Annotated in this window: 16 protein-coding genes; 12 read left to right on the top strand and 4 right to left on the bottom strand. The window is 36.0% G+C overall.

The window, feature by feature from the left end:
- Positions 1–301: 301 nt before the first annotated feature.
- From ACJVDH_RS16540 to ACJVDH_RS16505, 8 genes are all read left to right on the top strand, one after another.
- On the top strand, positions 302–1,870 hold the full coding sequence (locus ACJVDH_RS16540; RefSeq protein WP_443944514.1) for a vitamin K epoxide reductase family protein: 1,569 nt from the start codon (positions 302–304) through the stop codon (positions 1,868–1,870).
- Between the two features lie 134 nt (positions 1,871–2,004).
- Positions 2,005–2,196, top strand: coding sequence for a hypothetical protein (locus ACJVDH_RS16535; protein ID WP_443944513.1), 192 nt, complete (start codon positions 2,005–2,007; stop codon positions 2,194–2,196).
- Between the two features lie 107 nt (positions 2,197–2,303).
- Positions 2,304–2,978, top strand: coding sequence for a hypothetical protein (locus ACJVDH_RS16530; protein ID WP_443944512.1), 675 nt, complete (start codon positions 2,304–2,306; stop codon positions 2,976–2,978).
- A gap of 6 nt (positions 2,979–2,984) precedes the next feature.
- Positions 2,985–4,130, top strand: a complete 1,146-nt coding sequence (locus ACJVDH_RS16525) for a TlpA family protein disulfide reductase (RefSeq protein ID WP_443944511.1) — start codon at positions 2,985–2,987, stop codon at positions 4,128–4,130.
- Positions 4,131–4,364: 234 nt separating this feature from the next.
- Entirely contained in the window at positions 4,365–5,810 is a 1,446-nt protein-coding gene (locus tag ACJVDH_RS16520) for a M20/M25/M40 family metallo-hydrolase (protein ID WP_443944510.1), read from the top strand.
- A gap of 214 nt (positions 5,811–6,024) precedes the next feature.
- Positions 6,025–8,418, top strand: a complete 2,394-nt coding sequence (locus ACJVDH_RS16515) for a TonB-dependent receptor domain-containing protein (RefSeq protein ID WP_443944509.1) — start codon at positions 6,025–6,027, stop codon at positions 8,416–8,418.
- A gap of 260 nt (positions 8,419–8,678) precedes the next feature.
- Complete coding sequence (locus ACJVDH_RS16510; RefSeq protein WP_443944508.1) at positions 8,679–9,482, top strand: M23 family metallopeptidase; 804 nt, start codon at positions 8,679–8,681, stop codon at positions 9,480–9,482.
- A 1-nt stretch (position 9,483) separates the two neighbouring features.
- Complete coding sequence (locus ACJVDH_RS16505; RefSeq protein ID WP_443944507.1) at positions 9,484–9,879, top strand: bactofilin family protein; 396 nt, start codon at positions 9,484–9,486, stop codon at positions 9,877–9,879.
- A gap of 29 nt (positions 9,880–9,908) precedes the next feature.
- Here the strand turns inward: ACJVDH_RS16505 and ACJVDH_RS16500 are convergent, their stop codons facing one another.
- Together ACJVDH_RS16500 and ACJVDH_RS16495 are read right to left on the bottom strand one after the other, a co-directional pair.
- On the bottom strand, positions 9,909–10,337 hold the full coding sequence (locus ACJVDH_RS16500; protein ID WP_443944506.1) for a CBS domain-containing protein: 429 nt from the start codon (positions 10,335–10,337) through the stop codon (positions 9,909–9,911).
- 94 nt (positions 10,338–10,431) lie between these two features.
- Positions 10,432–10,641, bottom strand: a complete 210-nt coding sequence (locus ACJVDH_RS16495; RefSeq protein WP_443944505.1) for a DUF6965 family protein — start codon at positions 10,639–10,641, stop codon at positions 10,432–10,434.
- 258 nt (positions 10,642–10,899) lie between these two features.
- On the opposite strand from ACJVDH_RS16495, the gene ACJVDH_RS16490 reads away from it, so the two are divergent.
- Together ACJVDH_RS16490 and ACJVDH_RS16485 are read left to right on the top strand one after the other, a co-directional pair.
- Positions 10,900–11,502, top strand: a complete 603-nt coding sequence (locus ACJVDH_RS16490) for a hypothetical protein (RefSeq protein ID WP_443944504.1) — start codon at positions 10,900–10,902, stop codon at positions 11,500–11,502.
- Positions 11,503–11,670: 168 nt separating this feature from the next.
- A complete protein-coding gene (locus ACJVDH_RS16485) occupies positions 11,671–12,372 on the top strand; it encodes a porin family protein (RefSeq protein ID WP_443944503.1) in 702 nt (233 codons plus the stop codon).
- 128 nt (positions 12,373–12,500) lie between these two features.
- Here ACJVDH_RS16485 and ACJVDH_RS16480 read toward each other — a convergent pair whose 3' ends face one another.
- Positions 12,501–13,037, bottom strand: coding sequence for a GNAT family N-acetyltransferase (locus tag ACJVDH_RS16480; RefSeq protein WP_443944502.1), 537 nt, complete (start codon positions 13,035–13,037; stop codon positions 12,501–12,503).
- Positions 13,038–13,733: 696 nt separating this feature from the next.
- On the opposite strand from ACJVDH_RS16480, the gene ahcY reads away from it, so the two are divergent.
- Positions 13,734–15,050, top strand: a complete 1,317-nt coding sequence (ahcY, locus tag ACJVDH_RS16475) for an adenosylhomocysteinase (protein ID WP_443944501.1) — start codon at positions 13,734–13,736, stop codon at positions 15,048–15,050.
- A gap of 284 nt (positions 15,051–15,334) precedes the next feature.
- Positions 15,335–18,304, top strand: a complete 2,970-nt coding sequence (locus ACJVDH_RS16470; protein WP_443944500.1) for a glycoside hydrolase domain-containing protein — start codon at positions 15,335–15,337, stop codon at positions 18,302–18,304.
- A gap of 459 nt (positions 18,305–18,763) precedes the next feature.
- Here ACJVDH_RS16470 and ACJVDH_RS16465 read toward each other — a convergent pair whose 3' ends face one another.
- Positions 18,764–19,399, bottom strand: coding sequence for a gluconate 2-dehydrogenase subunit 3 family protein (locus ACJVDH_RS16465; protein WP_443944499.1), 636 nt, complete (start codon positions 19,397–19,399; stop codon positions 18,764–18,766).

Below are 19,399 nucleotides of genomic sequence, written 5' to 3'. Positions count from 1 at the left end.
ATATACGTTAAATCCCCATCTCTGCACTCTAGAATATTCTTTCCTTTCTAAAAGAAAAAATCAATTTGACTTAGCTTAACTAAATCTGAATATGTCATTTACGAGATATTTTCATTCATTTCGCCATACATTTAAATTTGTGTAGACAGTTGTTTAATATGTTCTACTTTTTATGTAAACAGCTTTTCAAATGTTTGGAGTAGTCCTAAAAACTACATAAATTCAAAATGAGATAGGTTTCTTAAAAAAAATATTTTGTAATCGATTAGTAACCTAACCAAAATGCAGATTTATTTTTCCGATGAATTTATTTAGTATAGATAGACAAAAACTGAAAAATGTTGCTTCAATGCTATTACGAGATCTTAAAGTGAATGTTAGCAGCATATCAATCGCAAATTGTATCGAGGAGCATTATGAGTATCCAAGTATTTTATCGTTGAGCGATTGTTTAGATAAATGGAACATTATCAACGAAGTTTACAAAATTGATAAAGCCGAGTACAATCGCGCAGAGTTATTATTCCCATTTATCGCACATCTATATGACGACGGAGGGAAATATATTTTGGTAAATAATATTAAAGGAGATCTTGTTTGCTATAGGGATGGCGGTCGTGAATTATTAATGAAAGAAGATGTTTTTCTGAGAAGGTGGGATGGCATAGCATTATATGCTGAAAAAACGGAAAAAAGTATAGAGAAGGACTACCTCTTGCAATATTTAAACGCCATTCTAAATAAAATGCTTTATCCCACTGCATTGATTATATTTTTAGTTATTCTGTGTTTAACCATTTTGTCAAATCAGGTTCCCACATCTAGCATATTAATTGTGATAGTTAAATGTTTTGGGAGTATGATAAGTCTGTTATTAATTATTCAAACTACAGTTCCTGAAAATACATTATCAGTAGACATTTGCACTTTTACAGATAAGTATAGTTGCAATAAAATATTAACCTCAAAGGCATCTAAATTAACTCCTTGGTTAAGCTGGAGTGAAATTGGTTTTTTTTATTTTTCTGGTTCGTTAATATTGCTACTTATTTATCCTAAATCGATCAATTTCCTAGCTTGGTTAAATTTAGTTTCGCTACCATATACAATATGGTCTATTATTTATCAGTATAAAGCTAGAACTTGGTGTATATTATGCTGTAGCATTCAGATGGCTCTTTGGTTTGAATTTTTGATTTGTATAAACTCCAAAACATTAGAATTAATTTTTGAGCCAATCTTATTCTATTTAGTCCCAATTTGTTTTTTGATACCTATTTTATTGAGATCGATACTTTCACAATTTTATAAACAAGTTACTCTACCGCTTAGTCGACAATTAGGCAAATTTAAATACAATAACCAAGTCTTCAATCAAATATTAGTAAGCCAACCTTATTACGATGTCAGTGATGAGCTTGCACCTGTTAAATTTGGTAATCCATTTGGATCTACAGTAATTACTATGGTTAGCAATCCATATTGTGACCCATGTGCACGAGCTCATGCTTGTATCGAAAATTTACTAAAAACTAGAAATGATATCGCCATTAAAGTGCTTTTTTCAGTTCGCAATTCACAAGATGACTTTCGAACCAAGATTGTTAGACATTTGGTAGCGCTTACTTTTGAAAAGGATAGTAATCTTGCTGGTCGAGCCCTTGCGCATTGGTATTCAAGAAAAAAAAATTATGAAGAATGGTTACTCCAGTATCCTGTCAGTATCGAATCTAATGCTTGTGAAGCAATAAAAAAACAGAGAGAATGGTGTGATTTAGCAAATATCTCTTATTCTCCAACGATTTTAGTTAATGGATACGTATTGCCCCTTGCATATAAATTGGAAGATCTAGAATATATTTTGGATTAGAATAAAAATTTGCGCAAAAACGGATTGTGAATTGCAATAAAGCAATCCAAAACGAATGCTGGCGTTACCAGCATCGCTTAAGCTGATCCTGCGTGAAGGAGAAGTGTAAAATTTTTTAAGTTAAACTCAGAAAAATGAAAAAGAAAAATCTACTCAGTAAAGCTGAGATGAAACAAGTAATGGGTGGTGGGGTATGTGATGAAGGAAATTGGTCTAGTTATGATGTCTGCTATAACTGTAGCATCTCTTACGGTATTCCACCAGATAGAGCAGAAAATGCTTGTGGAAAATATTGTCCCACTGAGGAAACGTTTGTTCCACAGTAAGTAGTTTATTTTTTCATTACGGGTTATAATAATAACCTGTAATGAAAAATGTAAAATAAAATATTAGGCGTAATTAATTCTGTTTTGTTATACATGGTATCAAGAGTATGAATTTAAAAATTGTTAAAGCTTTAATTTTGATCTTGCTCCCTTTATTTGGTAATGCCCAATCTACGTTTTATATAAAGGCAGTTCTTGATTCGAGTATTAAAGTGAAGTACGCTTACTTAGCCCTGCCAAAAGATCTAAGTTCATTACAAGATACAGGAAAATTCCTGATTACTCCGTTTCATAATGGAATCGCAGAATTTAAAGGTACTTTGGATCTTGGAGAAGATATTTTAAAAACGGGCTATATCTTTGTTGATGACAGATCGAATATCACAATGTCTGAGACAATTTCTAAAATTAGAGAACGTATCTGGTCTTTAAAAAGTAAGAATATTGTTATAGAAGATGTTACGTTTAGAGTGATAAATGTCGATTCAGTTAAGACATCAAAAATACTTGAAGGGGGAGAATTAACAAAGCAATTAGATGAATATTACAAAATATTAAACGATGGAAACGAAATCAGTTTTTATCAGAAATATTCCGACTCACCAATGAGCCTTTTCCAATTGCAATATGTTGTAAAAATGTATGAACTCCCATTACGAGCCAGCATGGAAAGCGAAGGGATTGATCCAAGAGTTTATTATAAGTTGCTTTCAGACAGACTAAAGTCTACAAAATATGCAAGGGATTTAAATAGCAGAATAAGTCGTCTATTTGATAAATAAACTGGTATGCGATTTATATTTTTTTTATTGTTTTTTCAAGCTAGACTTTTATTTGGTCAACAAAGTGACGATAATGTTTTAAAAATTACAGCCGATTTGAAAAATCTTAAAGACTCTCCCAGAAAGGTTAGTGTTATGATTTTAAGTATTGATGGGACAACTTCCTATGATACTTGTAGTATTAAAGGCGGTCAATTATCGTTCATCACCCATGTAAAAGAGCCCAAATTTTTGAATTTTACCTTTCTCTGGAAAAAATCAAAATCAACCCTTATAAAATTTTGGACTGGCGCTTCTAATTATGAATTTCAATTCGATAGTTATTTGCAGCCAAAGATTCAAACTAAGTTTCAATATAGTCGTGAATTTGCCGAGATGGAGAGTGACATCCACTATACCATGAAAATGAGAGACTCGTTACTGAAAAATATCGATTACGAAAGGCAGTCGTTTGAAATGGCACAGAATGAGATAACTAGAATAAAAGACTCTCTTAATACCAATATCGAAGAAGATATTTTTAAGGATAATGTGATAAAGTTTAATGCGTCTCCACTAGGTTTATATTCTTTGTGGAAATATGCCATGTCTCCTTCAGATTGTCCTAGGATTAGGTCTAAACCAGTTTACATAGAAACGTTATATCAGATGTTAGACAAAGAGATACGACGTTTACCATCTGCCAAGTCTTTACTCACCAAAATAAGAACGTCAAAAGCAATTGCAAATGGAAAGAAATATCTCCCGGAACTTACTTTAATGGATACAACAGGCAAGAAAGGGATAGCGTTTGCGGATTACAAAGGGAAGTATTTACTGATTGATTTTTGGGCCAGTTGGTGTAAGCCTTGTAGGGATGAAAATCCTAGCTTGATAAAGGCTTACCAAAATTTTAATTCAAAAGGATTTCACATTCTCAGTGTTACCGTGGATCGTCAGAGAGACAAAGATAAATGGCTGGAAGCGTTATATCAGGATGGCATACAAATTTGGCAAAATGTTAGTGACTTCAACGGAAAAGCGAAATCCATTTTTGATATAAAAGTCATACCTTCAAATTTTCTGATAGATCCAAGCGGTAAAATTATTGCGCAAGATCTCCGTGGAGATATGTTAGGTAAAAAATTATCGGAACTTTTTGAAACCCAATAGGATCGAAATTATGGTTATTCCCCGTTAAAGCGATAATCTAAATATCTGGAATTTGAGATTTTTTTGATGATTACTAAGATTTACTTGACTCATTAGCTGATGTCTCCAATTGTATAGATGTTGAATGCCTGAACGTAATAACGCAGGAATTTGTTTAGATAAGCAAAATATACGTTACAGCCACTGCTAGGAAGCTAAAATTGTTTACTTTCAGTGCAATCAAACTAAACTTTAATGAAATATTTATATTCAGCAGCCTTTATCTGCGCTGTTTTATTTGTGCAGGCGCAAGATCAGTTCAGAGATGTTTTTCAAAAAATTAATACCGATGTTCAGCAAAACTCCAGAGCGTATCAAACTTTAAAATACGAAACCGAAACAATAGGACATCGTTTGACGGGTTCTGAAAATGGGGCAAAGGCAGAACAATATGCATTTGATTTGTTGAAATCTTACGGATGCGATGTAAAATTTCAACCTTTTGAAGTAGAAAGCTGGAGTAGGAAAACTATTAATGTTCAAATTGGCGAAAATCGTACAAATCTTAAGTCGATGAAAGCCGTAACCCTTGCACATTCTCCTGTACAGGCAGATGTTGAAGGCGATATTGTAGATGCAGGAAATGGTTTGGAAGCCGATTATCAGGCAAAGCCGAATCAATTTAAAAACAAAATAGCGTTAATTTATCTGGGCGTATTGCCCGGCTCTCCGGCAGGAACAAAATCACTACACCGATCTGAAAAAACGGCTATCGCAACCAAGTACGGAGCAAAAGGAGTGATTATCATCAATACAGTTAAAAACGGTGTGTTGCTAACGGGAACGGCTTCTGTTACCGGAAAATTGATTCCAATCCCGGCAGTTTGTATAGGTTTGGAAGATGGAATGGCACTGAAAGAAAAATTGAAAAATCAGCCGCAGGTTGCACATATTATTATGACCAATTTCTCCGGAATGATTAAAGCCAGAAACGTTGTTGCAACTTTTAAAGGAACAGATTTGCCAGAAGATAAAATTGTTGTTGGCGGCCATTTGGATAGTTGGGATTTGGCAACCGGAGCAATTGATAATGGTATCGGATCTTTCGCCATTATGGATATGGCACGCACATTTAAAAAACTAAACTTAAAGACCAAAAGAACCGTAGAGTTTGTTCTGTTTATGGGAGAAGAACAAGGTTTGCTGGGCTCAAAAGCATATATAGAAAATGCGAAAGAAGATGGTACATTGAATCAGGTTAAGTTTATGCTTAATTATGATATGACCAACGATCCGAAAGGATTTTCTACTTCGCGGGCCGAAATGAAAACCTTGTTTACAGACTGGGGCGCAGATATTGTGAAGATTGATTCTGGTTTTAAGAACCTTTTTAATGCAGGTGCAGGTTTACACAGCGATCATCAGCCATTCATGCTAGAAGGTATTCCAACCGGAGGGGGTTTTGGCGGTAAGCTTCCCAACAATTCCGGACCATTTTACCATTCTGATGGCGATTCATTCCAATTAGTAGACGAACAAGAACTTAAAAATACAGTAAGATACAGTGCGATGCTTACTTATGCACTTGCAAATACAACCAAAATTCCGGTTGCGGTTTTGGGTAGCCAGGAATTAAAGGCATTTCTAGAATCTCAGAATTTGAAAGAACCACTGCAAATTGCAGGCGAGTGGAAATGGTAGCGATATCAGATTAAAGTCTAGAATACGCGTATTAAATTTTACGGTTAATTGTGGCTTCGTATTTCAGATTTTTCCGTAATATTCTTTTAAGAACAGTTCCAGAATACTAATCTGTCTATTAATTAAAGATTTCTGTCTGTAAATACCTAAGACTCGTCGAAAATAGTTTTGTTGATTCATTAGAAATTGTATTTTAATGCATCTACTCAAATCTATGACAAAAAAACGTTCTGCCATATTGTACACAATTGTAATTTCCATTCTATTTGCGAGCAAAATTTTCGCGCAATCCGCTACAATAAAAGGACAGGTTATTCTGAGTTCTTCACAGCAGGGTGCACCATTTGCATCGATTCGTTTGTTCAATAATAAAGTATTTGTCAAAGGTGTAGTAGCCGATACACTTGGGGTTTTTAGTTTTGATCGTTTGGAAGCGAAGGATTACAACCTGGAAATTTCTTTGTTGGGGTATAAAAGTAAAAATGTTTCAATCACAGTCAAACCAGGTTTAAATGAATTGCGGAAAATACAACTGGATGATTCTGCAGAACTTTTAAAAGAAGTAAAAATTACCTCAACTAAACCATTCATTACCAGAAAAACCGACCGATATATCTTAAACGTTGGCGAAACCTCTTTAACAGCAGGCAGAAATGTAACGGAATTACTCAATTACGCACCCGGAGTTATTGTAAACGGAACAGATATTTCCATTAACGGCCGCTCTGGTACAAAGGTTATGGTTAATGGCCGGTTGCTAAGAATGAGTCTGGAACAAATGGAAAGTTATCTAGCCAGCTTGCGATCAGAAAATATTGCTTCTATAGAAATAATTCCAAATCCTGGAGCTGAATTCGATGCAGAAGGTGCTGGTGGGATTTTAAATATTGTATTAAAAAAAAGTCATTCAGCAGGGTTAACAACAATTATTGGTGGAGAAATTGCTTCACCAATGTGGCCTTCATATTCTGGTAATCTACAGTTAAACTATAATTATAAAAAGCTTCAATTGTTTGGAAGTTATAATGCCGAAGAGAAAAATCGAAATACATATTTCGGCGACCATCGAAATTCTCTGGGCAACCAATATACAACAGAAAATGTAAATGATATTCGAAACACCAGCCAGAACTTTCGGATTGGTGGCAGTTATGACATTAACGCAAAACATTCAATTGCTGCAGAATTTAATGGTAATGTAAATAACGCAAATGTACAAACCAGTTCGATCAGCACGCTTTATTCGAATGACATATTGACTAACAACATCAGAGGTGTCTTCTTAAATGTTACACAAAACAAACTTTACAATTCTTCATTAAATTATAGTTGGAAATTGGATTCCTTAGGCTCTGAGTTAAATGTTCTGGCAGATTTAACACGATCTTTGAGTAATGGAAGCGGAGATTTTAATTCAAGATATACCGATGCCGCCGGGAACTTTGTCAGAGATTCATTATACCGAAATTATATCCCTGTAGATGTGCGCAATTTCAGCCTGGCAAGCAACTTCAGTAAAAAATACAAAAATACAGATCATCTTAAATTTGGTTTGAAATTTACCAGAACCACTACACAAAATAACGTTCGGTATGATTACATGACTGGTGGAAATTACGTTTATGATACCAGTCGTTCCAATGAATTTGGATATACTGAAAATATTAGCGCTGCATATGCCGAATATTTAAAAAACTGGGAAAACTTTTCGGTACAAGTAGGTTTAAGGAGCGAGTGGACAAAATCTATTGGCATTTCATCTACCAATGCAGTTTCTTTCGATCGAAATTATATCAATTTTTTTCCTTCTGTTTTGATCAAAAAAAAGTGGGATACAGATCAAACATTGACTTTTAATTATACCCGAAGGTTTAACAGGCCATCGTTCAATATATTAAATCCTTTTGAGTGGCGTGTAAATGATTATACCTACATACAAGGAAATCCAAATCTATTGCCGCAATACTCGAATTCGCTGCAACTAACATACTCGCTAAACAATAAATATGATTTTACCCTCATATCGTCTTTTTCAACCGATGTATTCTCCACTGTGTTATTACCTGCAGGTCCTGAAAATTTGGTAGCGCGTTACTTTTGGCAAAATGTAAGTAAACAAACCATATACGGACTAAACATTTATCTTCCATATACCATTACCAAATGGTGGAATACGACCAATAACTTACTTGGATTTTATAAAATGCTCGATTTTGTAACAGAGAAAAACATGAAATTCATTGCTCAGGTAAAATCAAATCATGTATTTAAAATTTCAGATAGTTGGCAAGCTGATCTTTCAGGAACATATTTGTCGCCATTTATAGCATCTAACTTAACTTACGTTGCCAATTATTCAATTGATTTCGGACTGCGCAAATCTTTCTTCAATAAAAAGTTAAATGCACGTTTTCTGATTACAGATATTTTCAATACCAGCGTGTTAGATTATACTTCTTCAACAGGTAATTTGAATATCGATGCGTACCAGAAATATCTTACCCGTCGCGTTTCTCTAAATCTGTCGTATAATCTCAATCTTGGAAAGACCTTCAAAAACCGCCAGATTAATAGCGGAAATTCTGATGAAAAGGATCGTATGAAATAGATTTTTGCGCATCGTGATGAACGAAAATCTGCTCAATTTTAAGCAAATCCAACATACAAATTACAAGCTGTACAATTTTCGGCGTTTAAGTCCGTTTTGTTTTACAAGCAAATATTTGGAAACCGGATTTTTATGTAATGTGCTTTGTATCAAGTTTGTTGCTAATTTTCATATGTTTTTTGACGCTTTATATTTGCGCAATCAAGCAAACAAGTGTAGTAATTATGCCGAGAAAACAGGCTAAAACAACGGTCATTTTTGTGAATAAAAATCAAAATGCCGGTAAGCCCATTCAAATCCCAAGTTTCTATATTGAGCACTGGAAAAAATACGTGCTGAGTTTAATTGTACTCTTCGTAGTTTTAATTTCTGTAATTGTGTACCTCAATTATTCCAAAACTATCTTAGAATCCTCACGAAATAAAATCGCACTAGATTTATTGAAACGCAAGAAAGCAATTTCGCAGCTAGACACTGCAGCGTTGAAAAAGCGTTATGAAGCTATCGATCAAAAATTACTGGCGATCAATAAATATTTGAAAGCCAGAGGAATCAAACCTGTTATAAAAGACAATGTTGGCGGTGAAGAAGGCGATGATATTTTTGATATAGAAGAAGCCAGTACATTTTACGAAAATTACCTGGATAAAATGGTGCGTAATGTGGCGTTTACTCCAATGGGATATCCGCATTATGGTACAATCACTTCAACTTTTGGGCATAGAGAAAACCCATTTACCGGAGAAAATGTAGAAAATCATAAGGGTTTAGACATTCGCGGTTCTATTGGAGATGTTGTGAAATCTACCGCTAACGGAAAAGTCATTTTTGCTGGTCGGCGGGGCGGTTACGGAAATTGTATCGTAATTAACCATGCAAACGGTTTTCAAACTTATTATGGGCATTTATCTAAAATATTGGTAAAAGTTGGAGATGACATTGCCGCTGGTGATAAAATTGGTAAAGTTGGCTCCACGGGGCGTTCTACTGGTCCGCATCTTCATTACGAAATCCATAAAAACGGAAAACCTATAAGTCCACGATCTTTTTTAATACTCGAATAATATGTTCAAGAAAAATAAACAAGCCGAGCATTTAGACCTCAATCAACATGAAATTTCTACAATTATTGGCGTTGATATTCAGATTACAGGTGAAGTTTCCGGAAATTCAGTAATTCGTATTGATGGGAAAATTGAAGGCAACGTAAAAACAGACAAGGGCATTATTTTGGGTGAGAAGGGAATAATTGAAGGAAATATTGATACTAAATCTGCAATAATTTACGGTACCGTAAACGGAAATGTAAAAGTGATTCAACTGGAAATTAAAAGTACAGGAAAGGTAAACGGCGATATTAAGACCGATACATTAAAGATTGAACTTGGTGCGCAGTACAATGGACAGTTGGAAATGAAACAAGTAGTCAAAGCCGAAGAAAAGTCGACGGCAAAAGCATAATTTCAAAATAGTGAGGAAAGCAATTTGCTTTATCCGCTAATATAGCTTTCGAGTTGAGAAATGGTTTGTTTCTGATCTTCAATAACAAATTTTACGACATCGCCTATAGAAACCATTCCGGTTACAACATCATTTACCACAACCGGTAAATGGCGGATGTGTTTCGCTGTCATAATTTTCATACAATCATCTATAGAATCTCGTAGGCCAATCACGATCGGATTTTCCGTCATTACTTCTGTAATTAATGTATCTTTTGAGGATTTTCCCTGAAGGATAATTTTTCTTGCGTAATCGCGCTCTGTAAATATTCCAAGGAGTGTTGCATTTTCCATAATCAATACAGAACTGATGTTCTGCTCTGTCATCACTTTCAGTGCATCGAACACTGAGGTTTGAGGAGATACAGCAATAATCAACGCAGATTTGGTATCCAGCAGATGTTTAATCATTTTCATAACCGATATATTTGGTTTATGAATTTAATAAATAAAAATCTGAAAATCAAATACTTATTTGTTTTTTTAACAAATAATGGTGTTAAACGCCGTCTTATTGATTGCTTTCGATAATCAATTTCATTTTTTTTAAGCGGTGCAATAAAGGCATGTTCACCTTACTATCCGGATTTGCTTTCAAAGGAGTAAAATGTGATTCAAGAAAGTGATCATAGTCGTTAACTTGCTCTGCGGGGCCAATAATTACCGGCATTTGCGGGCGTGGTGCGGTTTTAAACCATTCTTCTAACTCTTCGATTGACATGAGACAAAGTTAGTAAATTATCTGCAGGCTGTTTTCTGGTTTCGTTTTTACACTCTTGTCTGCTTCAATATCTATTATAATTATAACGATGTTTTGCGCTATCAGCCTCCTTGTTAAACTCTTATAAATGATTATTGATTTTATGACGTTCGACTGTTGATAATTGTCAATCTAAAAAACACATAATGATTAAAAATGTGTATTATAACTTAGACAGTTTTACGTTAAAATGAATTTATTATATGTACATTTGCTGCCATGAAAACAATAATATCATCACTGCTCGTTCTTACCGTTACTTTAACAAGTCTGTCTTTTCAACCGTTACAGGCGCAGGAAGCTCAGATGCATACAGTCGATGGAGATGCCTTGATGAAAAAATTATTGTCTCAGCGTTATAAGTTTAACAAAGCGCTTATCAAAAACGGCGCATCGGAACTGGAAAATCTACCAAAATCTGAAGCCATTTTCAATAGAAAACACCTCACTACCGTTCATTTTAATGGTTTGGATTATGAGATTAAAGACAATAGTATTGTGGCAATAAAAGGCTTAAACTTATCTCAAAGTTGCCTTGCCGCAATCACAGAGAAATTATTATTACTGGATCGTACCCAAGTGTATTATACAGAGAAGTCAAATCAACAATACGCTTTTAGTAATAGAGATTTGGCATATATCAAAACACTTGATAGAAATTATTTTTCAACCTTAATGCTTCTGGAAAACATTACGGCTAAAGTAGCTGCTATGGCAAATAAAAATGATGTTTCTACAGCTATTGAAATTACGCTTTCGAAAAGCAAAGTTATTAATCTGCCAGGCGACGATAATAAAACAATTATCGCTCAGATAAGATAGAAGTTCTATATCCCTATATATATTGGCCGCCCAACAAGCGGCTTTTTCTGTTTAATTGGTTTATCAGCTCAGGTTTTTCTGCTGTATTAAATGTTTATTAAATCAACTATATTTTTCGTTTAGCAACTAGTTTTTCCTAAATTTAATCATCTGGAAATCTAAATTGCTATGAAAAAAATATTAATTACTACGTTCTTGTTAGCCCTTGGTGTGACTTCATTTGCTCAAACAAAAGGCGTAACTTTCGGTATTAAAGCTGGAGTTTCTTTACCCACAATTTCTTCCCAGGGCGATGCCAGTATTTATGATGGGCCTTCGGGTTTGGAGTTCAAAACAAATACATCGCTGTACATCGGTGGAACGGTAGATCTTCCGATTTCTGAATTGTTCTCCATCCAACCGGGCTTAACTCTAATCGGAAAAGGAGGTAAGTATCCATTTTCCTATTTGCGCCCAGATCCTGCAGATGGTTACAATACTTATGAAGGAAATGTGAAAATCAGCTCCATGTATCTGGAAATTCCTGTAAATGCCGTGTTTAATTTTAACGTCGGAAAAGGGGAAATTTTTCTTGGTGCCGGCCCATATTATGCTGTTGCCATCAGTGGTCGCGTAAAAATAGATGGTTTTTCTATTCGTAATTCGGTATCTACGCCAGAATCATCAAAGCGGGATCTGGAATTTGGCGACAATAAAGATGTACAAAGAAGTGATTTCGGGATTAATTTCCTTGCGGGATATCAGTTGTCAAATGGCTGGAATATTCATGCCGGATACGGTCTGGGCTTAAAAATGATTGACCCATATACGACACCAGATCCAACCTGGACAAATCGTGTTGTAGCAATAGGTATAGGCTTTGCCTTTTAATTGCGCCTGAGTAAGTGTTTCGCATCTGTAAGATTTTACTTTTACGATAACGTAAAGTACAACTTGTTAAACGATAATATACAGAAAGGTGTGATTTGAAGTTTTGTGCTTAAATCACACCTTTTAAATTATTGGTTATCCAAAAGCAAATTCTTGCGCATCATAATGTCTGTTTGTTCGTCGTCTCCCATTTTAAAAAGATGTTTGTCGAAAGGCACAAAGCCATTTTTTTCATAGAATCGCCTTGCTCTTTTGTTTTCTTCCCATACGCCAAGCCAAATGGTATTTTTAGCTTTTGATACAGCAGTTTCTACCGCTTTCTCATAAAGCAATTGACCAACCTTTTTTCCATGATGCGCACGCAAAACATAAATACGCTCAATTTCTAACGCTTCGGAATCTTGTAATTCTGTTTGCGCATTTCCGGTATTCAATTTAAGATAGCCGAGAACCTGATTATCTACTTCAGCAATAAAAAATATAGAATCTATATTTTCCAGTTCGCCAATGATTTTGTCATCACTAAAACTTTCTGAAAGATATTTTTGCATGTTTTCTTCAGAATTGCTGTCGGCAAAAGTTTCATGAAAGGTTTGCTTCGCTATAGCTTGTATTGTTTTATAATCTGCTACCGAGACCGATTTGATTGTTATATTTTCCATCATTTTATGAAAGCAAAAATACCTATGAAAATACTCAGCAGATTTTACATTTGTTAAAAAAATCAGCCAGCAGCGTATATTTCTGTTTGTTATTCGCTTTTGGCTACTTATTTTCAATTACTAAACTTGCGCGTTAAAGTCAAAAATGCCAGACCACCAGCCCCCAAAAATAATATGGGAATGTATTTATCAATTGGACAATTTGTCACATCAAAAGAAACTGGAGTTCCATTAAGTGAATAATTTCCAGAATGTTCCAATCCTCCTCCTGTTCCAGTATAGTTGGCATAGCAGCGATTAGGACTAACAGAAGGCATAGGTGAGCCAACATTTGATGCATATTGACGAGCGCTGGAGCTCCCAGCCGTGCAGTTTAATAAATAGTAGGCCGACCCCGAAAAAAAACGTCTAGGTTGTGTTGTGCCGGTTGTTGGGATATAATATATTCTCGGCTCACTTACACCGGTTGTTATGTAACAACCGTCGGCGGCAAAACAGTTCAAAACACAACACACCACTAATTTGGGCGCGGCAAAAATAATGCTGCAGAATTGCTATAAACTTTCAACCTTTTGATATTCGCCAAACTATTGTGTAATTTTGCTGCGCAAAAAATGATTTTACCACCTAGAAATTTCTTGAGTGAGAAAACATTAAATTGCACAATCCGTTAATAATAGACACTTAAAAAAAATAAATATGTCATCAGTAGAGACAACTTACGTTCCTTATAAAGTTAAGGACATTTCACTGGCAGAATGGGGCCGTAAAGAAATTGAATTGGCCGAGGCAGAAATGCCTGGTTTAATGAGTTTACGCAAAGAATTTGGCCCTACGCAACCTTTAAAAGGTGCACGTATTGCCGGATGTTTGCACATGACCATCCAAACGGCTGTTTTAATTGAAACTTTAGTGGCTTTAGGTGCAGAAGTTACCTGGTCATCTTGCAATATTTTTTCTACTCAAGATCACGCTGCTGCTGCTATTGCTGCTGCGGGTATTCAGGTTTATGCCTGGAAAGGTTTAAATGAAGAAGAATTTGACTGGTGTATTGAACAAACATTACACTTCGGTGCAGAGCAACAACCACTAAATATGATTTTGGATGATGGTGGCGATTTAACCAATATGGTTTTTGATCGTTTCCCTGAATTAATTCCGGCAATTAAAGGTTTATCAGAAGAAACAACTACTGGTGTTCACCGTTTGTACGAGAGAATGAAAAACGGAACATTGCATTTGCCAGCAATTAATGTAAATGATTCTGTAACCAAATCTAAATTTGACAACAAATACGGCTGTCGCGAATCATTGGTAGATGCTATTCGTCGTGCAACAGACGTAATGTTAGCTGGTAAAGTAGCTGTGGTTTGTGGTTATGGCGATGTAGGTAAAGGTTCTGCAGAATCATTAAGCTCACAAGGTGTACGCGTTATTGTAACAGAAATTGATCCAATTTGTGCTTTGCAAGCTGCAATGGAAGGTTATGAAGTTAAGCGTTTAGATACAGCGATTAAAGAAGCAGACATTGTGGTAACCACGACTGGTAACTGTGATATCGTTCGCGAAAAACACTTCAGAGCATTAAAAGACAAAGCAATCGTTTGTAATATCGGTCACTTCGATAATGAAATCGATATGGCTTGGTTGAATACAAACTATGGCAATACTAAAATCGAAATTAAACCACAGGTAGATAAATATACTATTGATGGTAAAGATGTAATTGTATTGGCAGAAGGCCGTTTGGTAAACTTAGGTTGTGCAACAGGGCACCCAAGTTTCGTAATGAGTAACTCATTTACCAACCAAACTTTGGCGCAGTTAGAACTTTGGGTAAATACAGATCAGTATGAAAACAAAGTGTATACTTTGCCTAAACATTTAGATGAAAAAGTTGCTCGTTTGCACCTTGAAAAAATTGGTGTAGAATTAGAAGTTTTAGACCAACATCAGGCAGATTATATTGGTGTTTCTGTAGAAGGACCATTCAAATCTAACGAATATCGTTACTAAGAAAGTCGGAGGTCTGGGAGTCCGGAGACGGATGTTTCGGCGCCGATTATAAATACATTATAAAGGGATGTGCATAAAGCATATCCCTTTTTTTTGTTTGGAAAAGAGTCTGGCATTTTAATTCATTCTTCTTGCGCGCACCATTTCTTTTGGTAGCAGAATCTGGAGATAAAACAATCTCTCGTGGCTTTGTATGGATAACTTAAACAAACGTTTGCCACATATTTTCATTACAAATGCCGAAATCGAATTGTGATGTATACATTAGTAGAAAATATCAACCTATGAGATACTGGCTACTTTTGATGACAGCATTTTTTACCCAATTGCAGGTTCAGGCACAAATTCTAAAATATACTAACGGGAATAATTCGTGGAATCCCGATTCTTTAGGCAATCACCGTGCAATTGTTCAATTTAAGGGGCCTGGAAATATTGCGCATGTTAAAATTGCCTGGCGAAGACGGGATATGCATCCCGAAAACAAACAGATTATTGTTCAAAATAGTTCTGGCGAGCGTGTTGGACGGGTGGCGTTGCAAAACATCAGCAGAGAAAGCGGAGACATCTTTTTTAGCGCAAATGCTGCGGGCAAATATTACGTATATTACATGCCCTATAAAAATGAAGGTCGAAGCAATTATCCGCAAGGCATTTATCCCAAACCGATCGTTGCCGATCAAAATTGGTGGAGCAAGGCGAAATCCGTTTTGATCAATACCTCTGTATTGGAAGTACAATCTGTAGATGATTTCAATTCTTTTTTTCCTATGGAAGTAATTGCAACGCAAAAAGAGACTTTGGCATTAAAAGCAAAACATACTAACGAACCTTTTATAATTTTCCCGGAAGACCGCATGTTTCCAATAAAAATGGAAAATGATCTTCCCTATAGATGGATAGAAAAGGGCAGCGGAAATTCTTTTTCAGGTACAGCAAACAGAGGTGAAAATTATGCCCTGCAACTCGGCGTTTATGCACTGAAAAATGTCGAAAAAGTTCAAATCGTTTTTACCGATTTAAAATCTGCATCCGGCCGAAAAATTTCTTCCGAAAATATCAGCTGCCTGAATACAGATGGCGTTAGCTACGACAATAAAAAACTGACCAAAGTTTTATCTGTAGCAAAAAACAAGGTACAGCCTTTGTGGCTAATCATCAATGTTCCGTCAAGTGCTGTTGCTGGAGTTTACAATGGAATATTTACTGTTAATGGTGGTGGCAAATCGAAAAAAATCAATATTAATCTCACAGTAACCAATAAAATTTTAGCAGACGGCGGTGTTGATATGCCTAAAAATCAGACCCGTTTAAGCTGGTTAAATTCTAACCTTGCACAAGAAAATACCGTTGTTAAACCGTATATTCCGCTACAGATTGAGGGTTCTGTAATCGCTTTACTGGGCAGAAAGTTTGAAATTAATACGGATGGCTTTCCGAAACAAATCCAAACATTTTTTAATTCAGAAATGACGGGTTATACAGAAAAACCAAATAATTTGTTGGCAGAACCCATTCATTTCCATTTCTATAACACACCCAAAACACAAGAGAAATTTTCGGTCAGTAATTTTGAGATTTTAAGTAGAGATGCCGGAACAATAAAATGGATGGCCACGAATACTTCTGCGAATTTAAAAATGGAAGTAGAAGGTGTGCTAGAATTTGATGGATACGTCCATTACACCGTAAAAGTTACCGCGTTAAATGAGGTGCATTTTAGCAATGTAGATTTTCATATTCCATTTGATAAAGGTTCTGCCAAGTATCTCATGGGTTTGGGCGAAAAAGGTGGGATAAGACCCGATACCGTCAAATGGAAATGGGATGTAGCCCATAAAAATCAAGATGCGGTTTGGATTGGAAATGTAAATGCCGGCTTGTATTACAACCTTCGGGACGAAAATTACGTGCGGCCTTTAAATACCAACTTTTATCTTCAAAAGCCTTTAGTGATGCCGAAATCTTGGGGAAATGAAAATAAAGGCGGCATTCAGGTTAACATAAAAGGAAGTTCTATGCTTGCCGATAATTTTACCGGCGAAAGGGAAATGAAGAAAGGCGAGGTATTGTATTACAATTTCAATCTTTTAATTACACCTTTTCATTTGCTCGATACGGATTTTCAGTGGGAAAATCGTTTTTATCATAAATATGGAAATCTCGATTCAATCCAAGCAACAGGCGCAACAGTTGTTAATATTCATCATGCTACGCCTATAAATCCATGGATTAATTATCCTTTCATAGAATGGAAAAAAATGAAAAATTATGTGGATGAGGCACATTCCAAAAAACTGAAAGTGAAAATTTACAATACAGTAAGAGAGCTTTCTAACCATGCATATGAACTGCCTGCATTAAGAAGTTTAGGAACAGAAGTGTACTCGCCAGGAAAAGGCGGCGGATTTAGTTGGTTGCAGGAACATCTCGATTCAAATTATATTGCAGCCTGGTTTGTACCCGAAATTAAAGATGCAGCGATCATAAATAGTGGTATGAACCGTTGGCACAATTATTATGTTGAGGGCATGAATTGGTTGGTTAAAAATGTGGGGATAGATGGCGTTTATCTCGATGATGTTGCTTTTGATCGCGTAACCATGAAACGTATAAAACGTGTGCTTACGCAAGATGATCATCCTGGAATTATTGATTTGCACTCTGCCAATCAATTTAATAAAAGCGACGGTTTTAACAACAGCGCAATTTTATATATGGAGCATTTCCCATATTTAAACCGCTTATGGTTTGGCGAATATTTCGATTATGAAGAAAATAATCCCGATTTCTTTTTGACTGAAGTTAGCGGTATTCCTTTTGGTTTGATGGGAGAAATGCTTCAAAATGACGGAAATCCGTGGAGAGGAATGATTTATGGAATGACGAGCCGTTTGGGTTGGTCTGATAAAAGTGATCCGAAACCATTATGGAAATTATGGCAGGATTTCGGAATGAAAGATTCCCGAATGATTGGTTACTGGAGTGAAAACTGCCCGGTTAAAACCGATAATTCAAAAGTGCTCGCCACTGTTTATCAAAGAAAAGGCAAGACTATGGTTGCTTTAGCCAGTTGGGCAGATGAAAATGTTGCCGTGAATCTGGAAATAGATTGGAACAAATTAGGATTGAGTGCTGAAAAAGCTAAAATTATTGCTCCGGAAATTGATCAATTCCAGACATCTGGAAATTACTCAGGGGGAAAATCTATTCGTATAGAGAAGGGAAAAGGCTTGATTTTGGTAGTGGAATAATTTTAATGTTATTTAGGTTTGCAGTTAATCTTGTCGCTCACTCACATTTAAAAGCGAGAACGATATTGAGTAATGTTCTATACATTTCGTCATTGCTGTAAAGATTTCGGAGCAGAAGTTCCGTGCGTTCTGTGTTTCCGTGGCAAATCCAAGCGTAACACAATTTTGAAGAAACTGAAAGATTGCTTCGTCGGCAGGAAAAGCCTCCTCGCAATGACAACCAAGTAAAATCCGTCATTGCGAGGAGGAACGACGAAGCAATCTTTCATGCTTGAATTTTCACAAAGATTGCTTCGCTCCAACCCTCAATCAACGCTTCTGTTCGCAATGACGACCAAGTAAAATCCGTCATTGGAAGGAGGAACGATAAAGCAATCTTTCGTGCTCGAGTTTTTCACAAAGATTGCTTCACTCCAACGCTCAAATCAACGCTTCCGTTCGCAATGACGGTTTATAAATCTAAATCTTCACGTTCTCCATTCCGTACTGTTTCAGTACATCGGCCGGAACCCCTTCCCACTGGTTAGGTGCGTTACCGGCAAAACCAATGTCTTTTACGCCTATTTCTGTAGTATAAAATCCCGATGCAGTTAAATCTCGCATTCGGTTAAAGAACATTACTCCAGGTCTCACTTCAGGTTTTGCTTTGTCTGGATAGGCGATATCATCAATGATAGAAATACGCTGGGCTTCGGAGCTTTCTACAAATGATTTTCCGAACGTATTAAAGCAATATACATCGAGCCATTTCAGACCGCCGCGCATGGGCACTTTATGTTCAGGAATATCTTTTACAATAAATTCTATGAACTCTGGGACTTTAGCATCTGATGCGCTTCCGGAAACCTCATCTTTCGGGATTATAATATCGGCCAAAAGCGTTATCGTAGCCATTTCATGTTTGTTAAAAAATGTTTCTGCCTTTAGCTGTTTATCTCTATCCAGTTCCCATTGTTCTCTGCCTGCTTTTGATTGTGGTTCTTCAGCAATAGCAGGTTTTTCAACTTCTTTTTCAGGTTGTTTACAAGCTTCAACAAGAACAGCAGTACTTATTGCGGTAAGGCCAATTGCCTTTAATGAATCTCTTCTATTCAT

Source organism: Pedobacter terrestris (assembly GCF_052343045.1).
Classification (GTDB): domain Bacteria; phylum Bacteroidota; class Bacteroidia; order Sphingobacteriales; family Sphingobacteriaceae; genus Pedobacter.
This window is presented reverse-complemented; position numbering and strand designations above follow the sequence as displayed.

Coding starts and splice junctions, on each gene's coding strand:
- ACJVDH_RS16495 (WP_443944505.1), bottom strand. CDS start 10,641: ATGTCAATCGAAGAGTTAGAAGAATGGTTTAAAACCGCACCACGCCCG.
- ACJVDH_RS16525 (WP_443944511.1), top strand. CDS start 2,985: ATGCGATTTATATTTTTTTTATTGTTTTTTCAAGCTAGACTTTTATTT.
- ACJVDH_RS16480 (WP_443944502.1), bottom strand. CDS start 13,037: ATGATGGAAAATATAACAATCAAATCGGTCTCGGTAGCAGATTATAAA.
- ACJVDH_RS16465 (WP_443944499.1), bottom strand. CDS start 19,399: ATGAATAGAAGAGATTCATTAAAGGCAATTGGCCTTACCGCAATAAGT.
- ACJVDH_RS16540 (WP_443944514.1), top strand. CDS start 302: ATGAATTTATTTAGTATAGATAGACAAAAACTGAAAAATGTTGCTTCA.
- ACJVDH_RS16490 (WP_443944504.1), top strand. CDS start 10,900: ATGAAAACAATAATATCATCACTGCTCGTTCTTACCGTTACTTTAACA.
- ACJVDH_RS16520 (WP_443944510.1), top strand. CDS start 4,365: ATGAAATATTTATATTCAGCAGCCTTTATCTGCGCTGTTTTATTTGTG.
- ACJVDH_RS16515 (WP_443944509.1), top strand. CDS start 6,025: ATGACAAAAAAACGTTCTGCCATATTGTACACAATTGTAATTTCCATT.
- ACJVDH_RS16535 (WP_443944513.1), top strand. CDS start 2,005: ATGAAAAAGAAAAATCTACTCAGTAAAGCTGAGATGAAACAAGTAATG.
- ACJVDH_RS16500 (WP_443944506.1), bottom strand. CDS start 10,337: ATGAAAATGATTAAACATCTGCTGGATACCAAATCTGCGTTGATTATT.
- ACJVDH_RS16470 (WP_443944500.1), top strand. CDS start 15,335: ATGAGATACTGGCTACTTTTGATGACAGCATTTTTTACCCAATTGCAG.
- ACJVDH_RS16485 (WP_443944503.1), top strand. CDS start 11,671: ATGAAAAAAATATTAATTACTACGTTCTTGTTAGCCCTTGGTGTGACT.
- ACJVDH_RS16530 (WP_443944512.1), top strand. CDS start 2,304: ATGAATTTAAAAATTGTTAAAGCTTTAATTTTGATCTTGCTCCCTTTA.
- ACJVDH_RS16505 (WP_443944507.1), top strand. CDS start 9,484: ATGTTCAAGAAAAATAAACAAGCCGAGCATTTAGACCTCAATCAACAT.
- ahcY (WP_443944501.1), top strand. CDS start 13,734: ATGTCATCAGTAGAGACAACTTACGTTCCTTATAAAGTTAAGGACATT.